Genomic DNA, 6,402 nt, shown 5'->3' with positions numbered 1-6,402 from the left:
AGCATTGGAACCACCTGATCCCATCCCGAACTCAGTAGTGAAACGATGTATCGCCGATGGTAGTGTGGGGTTTCCCCATGTGAGAGTAGGTCATCGTCAAGATTAAATTCCAGAACCCCTGATCGCTTACGCGTTCAGGGGTTTTGTTTGTGTGCCTGAAAAAATTAGCGGGTTATGCGCGCGCTCTGGCCAACCTTGGTAGGACCGAATTCATTCGGGAGGGCTGCATTTCAGGCGATACACAGGCTGCGGATGTACCATCCTCCTCGCGAACAAGTTCGCTCCTACCGTCCGGCATTCATGCGCCAACCTCGGTAGGACCGAATTCATTCGGGAGGACTGCCTGTCAGGCGATACACAGACTGCGGATGTACATCCCCCCTCGCGAACAAGTTCGCTCCTACCGGTCCAATGCCCATGCCAACCTCGGTAGGACCGAATTTATTCGGGAGAGCGTCATCTGTCCCGACGCTTATCTGTTTGGATGACTGCGCCTCGCGGCTAAAGCCGCTTCTACGAGCATCGCCAGGCTGCGCCGCCGCTTCCTGTCTGGCCATCGCCTCGCCGCCCGCTCCGTTCCGAAATAACCATAAGCCGTTTCTATGCATCTTCGGTTTGCGTGGCTATGATGCGAGCCTTATTGAATGGCGACCTTTAAATGCTGACGTTGTTAAAGCTCCTTCAGGATGGGAAATTTCGTTCCGGGCAGGCTCTGGGTGAGGCTCTCGGAGTGAGTCGGACTTCTGTGTGGAAGCAGCTCCAGCAGCTGGAGTCTGAGCTGGATATAGGTGTTCATAAGGTCAAGGGGCGTGGCTATAGGCTGGAGAGCCCTATAGCCCTTCTGGATGCTGATGAGATATCTGCTGTCGCTGGCAGGGCGGGTGCCTGGCCTGTTGTCATCTACGATTCAATAGGTTCAACCAACGCCGCGGCTGTAAAGCTGATCGCTGATAATTCCCCGCCACCGTTTATTGTCTTGGCGGAGCGTCAGACTGCCGGTCGCGGCCGTCGAGGGCGCAAGTGGGTCAGTCCTTTTGGTGAGAACATCTACTACAGCCTGGCGCTACGTATTGACGGTGGAATGCGTCAGTTGGAAGGGATGAGTCTGTTGATTGGTCTCGCGGTTTTAAGAACGCTACGCGAGATGGGTGTTCAAAGTGCGGGTTTAAAGTGGCCCAACGATGTCCTGGTAGGGCGTCGCAAGATTGCCGGAATACTGTTGGAACTGGTGGGTGATCCTGCAGATGTCTGTCACGTGATTATTGGCATTGGTATTAATGTAAATATGCGTGCGACGGAGGAAGTTGACCAGCTGTGGACCTCCTTGAGATTGGAGGTCGGATCGATGGCGAGCCGTAATGAGCTCGCGGGTAAGCTGACCCGCAATATCGAAGAGTATTTATCAGTGCATCAGGTCTCGGGCTTTGAGGTATTCAAGTCTGAGTGGGAAGCTAATCACCTGTGGCAAGGCAGCGCTGTCAGTCTGCTTGCGGGTAATCAGGCAGTCGAGGGTGTCGTTCTGGGTATTGATCCACAGGGCGGGTTGCGATTGCAGGTTGGGAGCGACGAAAAAGTGTTCAGTGGTGGAGAGCTCAGCTTGAGGTTGCGTAATGATACTTGAGCTGGATTGTGGGAATAGCTTCATAAAGTGGCGTGTTATCCGGCAAGGGCTACCAGTCGTTGTGGCGGGTGGCGTTGTCGACTCTGATGAGAAGCTCGTTGATGCTATCGCTTCAATTCCCGGGTTGAGTCTTCGGCATAGTCGCATGGTGAGTGTCCGTAATGAGGAGGAGACACAGAAGCTGGCTCTTGCGATTACGGAGTCATTTGGCCTTCAGACTCAATGTGCGAGCTCGGCCAGGGTGCTGGCGGGTGTGAGGAATGGTTATGAGGCCTATGAGCGCCTCGGCCTTGATCGATGGTTGGCGCTGGTAGGCGCTTACGCGACTGTCGGGAGGTCATGCTTGGTGCTTGATTTGGGTACAGCGGTAACCTCGGACTTCGTTGATGCGCAGGGAGAGCATCTTGGGGGATTTATCTGTCCCGGTATGCCGTTGATGCGCGGGCAGCTGAAAACTCATACACGTCGTATTCGATATGATGACGCGGCGGCTGAAGAAGCGCATTCCAGCTTCGCTCCGGGGCGCTCGACCGCAGAAGCTGTGGAACGGGGGTGTACCCTGATGTTGAGAGGCTTTGCTGTATCTCAGCTGGAGCTTGCACATCAGTATTGGGGGGATGACTTTGTTGTCTTCGTAACCGGGGGGGATGCGGATCTGGTCAAGGACGTTACGCCCGGTGCGAAGCTCGTGCCTGACCTGGTGTTTGTCGGCCTCGCATTAGCCTGTCCTTTGCTCTGAGGTTTCTATGCGGTGGTTGTTTCTTTTACTGCTGATGCTGAATGGCTTTTACTACGTGTGGCATCAGCAGGAAGCTCCGCTGAGAGCTAAAGAGGTTTTGCCATTGTCCCTGCATCGCGCTGAGCAGCAGAATATTCATCTGCTAAGTGAATCCGGTGCTCAGAGCGATCAAGCGTCAGATCGAGAGGCTCAAGACAAGTGCCTGTATCTCGGTGGCTTCCTTCGGCAGGATGAAGCTCGTACGGTTGAGCAAAGACTCATGAGTCTGGATGTTCAGACGCAATTTCATGTGCAGCATCTTGGTGGTGTTAGTACGTACTGGGTCAAAATAGATCCTGCTAGTCGTCGACTCGTCGGGGATAGTCTCCTGAGCGGGCTCTCTCAAGATTTCCCTGAACTAAAAAGCAAAATAATGTTGTGCGAAGGCATTGCAACCGGAGAGTAGTTTGCATAGAATGGCGCCCGCTTCGCAGTGCTTGATAATTTGTCCAAAGCTGCAAAGTGACCGTCAACGCATGTAACCTCAGGTTTTTACTGAGAAAAAGGTTGACAGAAGGGTAGCATGAGTTGAGAATGCTGCCTCGTTCAGGAGGGGTTCCCGAGCGGCCAAAGGGATCAGACTGTAAATCTGACGTCTACGACTTCGAAGGTTCGAATCCTTCTCCCTCCACCATATTTCAGGCTGTGCAGCAAGTTAGGCGGGTATAGTTTAGTGGTAGAACCTCAGCCTTCCAAGCTGATGATGCGGGTTCGATTCCCGCTACCCGCTCCAGATTTGCTGTATGTCCAAAGAGTTTGCTCTTGTAGCTCAGTTGGTAGAGCACACCCTTGGTAAGGGTGAGGTCAGCGGTTCAAATCCGCTCAAGAGCTCCATTATAAAGGCAGATATGAAAATATCTGCCTTTGTTTTACTGATCGTTTTGCTGTCATTTCGAAGCGATTGGTTGATCCGCCATTGGCTATATACGCTTTCCCTGTTGGGTGCGGTGTGAGGGCTGGATCAAAAGGCTGTTGAAAAATTCTTGTTGGGCTGGCATATTGGTCGGCCTGATTTTGCTTTTAGGTCAGTAGCTCAATTGGCAGAGCGACGGTCTCCAAAACCGTAGGTTGGGGGTTCGATTCCCTCCTGACCTGCCAGATTCACTAGATTGTATCTGGCTTTCTTTTCACAGGATTATCGTAGATGACTCTCAAGGCTGAAGCCCAAGAATCTCGCTTCGATCTGCTCAAGTGGCTGGTTGTGGTCGCTCTGGTAGTGGTTGGGGTTGTCGGTAATCAATACTACTCAGCTCAACCTATTTTGTATCGCGTCCTGGTCCTGCTTGTGCTGGCTGGGGTTGCTGCATTTGTTGGTTTGCAGACTGCTAGAGGCAAGGCTTTCTTTGTTTTGGCTAAGGAAGCTCGTGCTGAAATTCGCAAAGTCGTTTGGCCGACTCGCCAAGAAACCACTCAGACCACGTTGATTGTTGTGGCTGTTGTTCTGGTTATGGCGTTGCTGTTGTGGGGGCTTGATTCCCTGCTCGGTTGGCTTGTTTCCTTGATTGTTGGCTAAGGGTGTCCCGTGGCTAAGCGTTGGTACGTAGTGCATGCTTATTCGGGTTACGAAAAGCATGTAATGCGCTCGTTGATCGAGCGTGTGAAGCTGGCTGGCATGGAAGATGGCTTCGGCGAAATTCTGGTTCCCACTGAAGAAGTGGTGGAAATGCGTAACGGCCAGAAGCGCAAAAGCGAGCGTAAATTCTTTCCAGGTTATGTGCTGGTCCAGATGGACATGAATGAAGGTACTTGGCACTTGGTCAAGGACACTCCTCGTGTCATGGGCTTCATTGGTGGTACGGCTGACAAGCCTGCACCTATTACAGATAAAGAAGCTGACGCGATTCTTCGTCGCGTGGCTGATGGCAGCGACAAGCCTAAACCCAAGACTCTTTTTGAGCCGGGTGAAGTGGTTCGCGTCACAGACGGTCCATTTGCAGATTTCAATGGCACGGTCGAAGAAGTTAACTACGAGAAGAGCCGCATTCAAGTTGCAGTGCTCATTTTCGGTCGCTCTACTCCTGTGGAGCTGGAGTTCAGTCAGGTCGAAAAGGTCTAACTGAGCGAGAATCCCATACCCCGTAGCCGTAGGCTGTGGGGTTTTTTCGTCACTGGGATAAACGTGCAAGTAACCGGGGAGCCTTGATTGGCGTTTGAACCCGTAATTGGAGTGCCTCATGGCCAAGAAAATTACCGCTTACATCAAGCTGCAAGTGAAAGCTGCTCAAGCTAACCCAAGCCCGCCAGTTGGTCCGGCCCTGGGTCAGCATGGCGTGAACATCATGGAATTCTGCAAGGCCTTCAACGCCCGTACTCAGGGTCTTGAGCCAGGTCTGCCGACTCCAGTGATCATCACTGTCTATAGCGACCGTAGCTTCACTTTCGAAACAAAGAGCACCCCTGCTTCGGTTCTGCTGAAGAAAGCTGCTGGTTTGACTAGCGGTTCGGCACGTCCGAACACCGTTAAAGTTGGCACCGTGACTCGTGCACAGCTGGAAGATATCGCCAAAGCAAAAAATGCGGATCTGACTGCTGCTGACATGGAAGCGGCCGTGCGTACCATCGCCGGTTCCGCTCGTAGCATGGGCCTTAACGTGGAGGGTGTGTAATGGCTAAGCTGACCAAGCGCCAAAAAGCTATCGCGGCTAAAATCGAGCCGGGCAAATCTTACAGCTTCACCGACGCAGCTACCTTGCTGGCCGAGCTGTCGACCGTCAAGTTCAGCGAGTCTGTAGACGTTGCTGTAAACCTCGGCGTTGATCCGCGTAAATCTGACCAGGTTGTTCGTAGCGCTACCGTGCTGCCACACGGCACTGGCAAGACCGTTCGCGTTGCTGTGTTCACCCAGGGTCCTGCTGCAGAAGCCGCTCTGGCTGCCGGCGCTGATCGCGTTGGTATGGACGATCTGGCTGCCGAAATGAAAGGCGGCGATCTGAACTATGACGTCGTTATCGCTTCCCCGGACGCGATGCGTGTTGTTGGTCAGTTGGGTCAGATCCTCGGTCCTCGCGGCCTGATGCCTAACCCTAAAGTCGGCACTGTTACTCCTGACGTTGCTAACGCCGTCAAGAATGCCAAGGCTGGTCAGGTTCGTTATCGCACCGACAAAAACGGCATCATCCACACTTCAGTTGGCAAGGTCGGTTTCGACGCAGTCAAGCTGAAAGAAAACGTTGAAGCCCTGATCGCTGATCTTAAGCGTATCAAGCCAGCTTCCTCGAAAGGCATCTACGTTAAGCGCGTAACCTTGAGCACCACTATGGGCCCTGGCCTGGTGATCGACCAGGGTTCCCTGGACGCGTAAGACAAATTGGTGCGCTTGCCGCACCAATGAAAAAATTGGGGTCCCTGCCTGGCGGGGGCTATCCAAGACCGTAGGCGGCGCAAGTCTTAAAATACAAGCCTACGCAGATGGTGCTCCCGGTTCCTTACCGAATCAGACACCAAAACGACATTTGGCTCAGGTCAGATGAAACGGTAACAAGCAGGAGTTAAACCCGTGGCAATTAAACTCGAAGACAAGAAGGCCATCGTCGCTGAAGTCAACGAGGCTGCCAAAGTCGCTCTGTCTGCTGTCGTGGCTGATGCCCGTGGCGTGACAGTAGGCGCAATGACCGGACTCCGTAAAGAGGCTCGTGAAGCTGGTGTCTACGTACGTGTTGTACGTAACACACTGCTCAAGCGTGCTGTTGAAGGTACTGATTTCAGTGTCCTCAACGACGCGTTCACAGGCCCGACCCTGATTGCATTCTCTAACGAGCATCCTGGCGCTGCTGCCCGTTTGTTCAAAGAGTTTGCCAAGGGTCAGGATAAGTTCGAGATCAAGGCAGCTGCGTTCGAGGGCAAGTTCCTCGCAGCTAATCAGATCGACGTACTGGCAACCTTGCCGACCCGTGACGAAGCAATTTCCCAGCTGATGAGCGTGATTCAAGGCGCTACCAGCAAATTGGCTCGTACTCTGGCGGCTATTCGCGACCAAAAAGAAGCTACCGCAGCCTAAGGCTCC

Annotated in this window: 8 protein-coding genes, 4 tRNA genes and 1 rRNA gene; all 13 read left to right on the top strand. The window is 53.2% G+C overall.

Translation table 11 applies throughout. From position 1 onward, the window contains the following. Positions 1-102 (top strand): 5S ribosomal RNA (gene rrf, locus CKW31_RS23485); the annotation flags it as partial. A gap of 556 nt (positions 103-658) precedes the next feature. Then, on the top strand, positions 659-1,621 hold the full coding sequence (birA, locus tag CKW31_RS23475; protein ID WP_095100573.1) for a bifunctional biotin--[acetyl-CoA-carboxylase] ligase/biotin operon repressor BirA: 963 nt from the start codon (positions 659-661) through the stop codon (positions 1,619-1,621). After that, on the top strand, positions 1,611-2,360 hold the full coding sequence (locus tag CKW31_RS23470; RefSeq protein WP_095100571.1) for a pantothenate kinase: 750 nt from the start codon (positions 1,611-1,613) through the stop codon (positions 2,358-2,360). Before birA ends, CKW31_RS23470 begins: the two co-directional genes overlap by 11 nt. Positions 2,361-2,367: 7 nt before the next feature. Continuing rightward, on the top strand, positions 2,368-2,805 hold the full coding sequence (locus tag CKW31_RS30145; RefSeq protein ID WP_095100569.1) for a hypothetical protein: 438 nt from the start codon (positions 2,368-2,370) through the stop codon (positions 2,803-2,805). A gap of 143 nt (positions 2,806-2,948) precedes the next feature. Next, positions 2,949-3,033, top strand: a tRNA-Tyr gene (locus tag CKW31_RS23460). A gap of 25 nt (positions 3,034-3,058) precedes the next feature. Beyond that, positions 3,059-3,132 (top strand) — tRNA-Gly (locus tag CKW31_RS23455). Positions 3,133-3,157: 25 nt separating this feature from the next. Beyond that, positions 3,158-3,233: transfer RNA gene (locus tag CKW31_RS23450), tRNA-Thr, on the top strand. Between the two features lie 188 nt (positions 3,234-3,421). After that, a tRNA-Trp gene (locus CKW31_RS23445) sits at positions 3,422-3,497 on the top strand. A 46-nt stretch (positions 3,498-3,543) separates the two neighbouring features. Then, a complete protein-coding gene (gene secE / locus CKW31_RS23440) occupies positions 3,544-3,912 on the top strand; it encodes a preprotein translocase subunit SecE (RefSeq protein ID WP_087267420.1) in 369 nt (122 codons plus the stop codon). Positions 3,913-3,921: 9 nt separating this feature from the next. Continuing rightward, positions 3,922-4,455, top strand: coding sequence for a transcription termination/antitermination protein NusG (nusG, locus tag CKW31_RS23435; protein WP_020290714.1), 534 nt, complete (start codon positions 3,922-3,924; stop codon positions 4,453-4,455). 118 nt (positions 4,456-4,573) lie between these two features. Then, complete coding sequence (rplK, locus tag CKW31_RS23430; protein ID WP_020290713.1) at positions 4,574-5,005, top strand: 50S ribosomal protein L11; 432 nt, start codon at positions 4,574-4,576, stop codon at positions 5,003-5,005. Then, entirely contained in the window at positions 5,005-5,700 is a 696-nt protein-coding gene (rplA, locus tag CKW31_RS23425; protein ID WP_032626524.1) for a 50S ribosomal protein L1, read from the top strand. The genes rplK and rplA overlap by 1 nt, the downstream gene beginning before the upstream one ends. Positions 5,701-5,895: 195 nt before the next feature. Further along, positions 5,896-6,396, top strand: coding sequence for a 50S ribosomal protein L10 (rplJ, locus tag CKW31_RS23420; protein ID WP_027898295.1), 501 nt, complete (start codon positions 5,896-5,898; stop codon positions 6,394-6,396). Positions 6,397-6,402 lie beyond the last annotated feature (6 nt).

Origin of the sequence: Pseudomonas sp. Irchel 3A5, assembly GCF_900187575.1 — a bacterium.
Lineage (GTDB): Bacteria > Pseudomonadota > Gammaproteobacteria > Pseudomonadales > Pseudomonadaceae > Aquipseudomonas > Aquipseudomonas folii.
The sequence above is the reverse complement of the archived record's forward strand: the minus strand, read 5'-3'. Positions and strand labels throughout refer to the sequence as shown.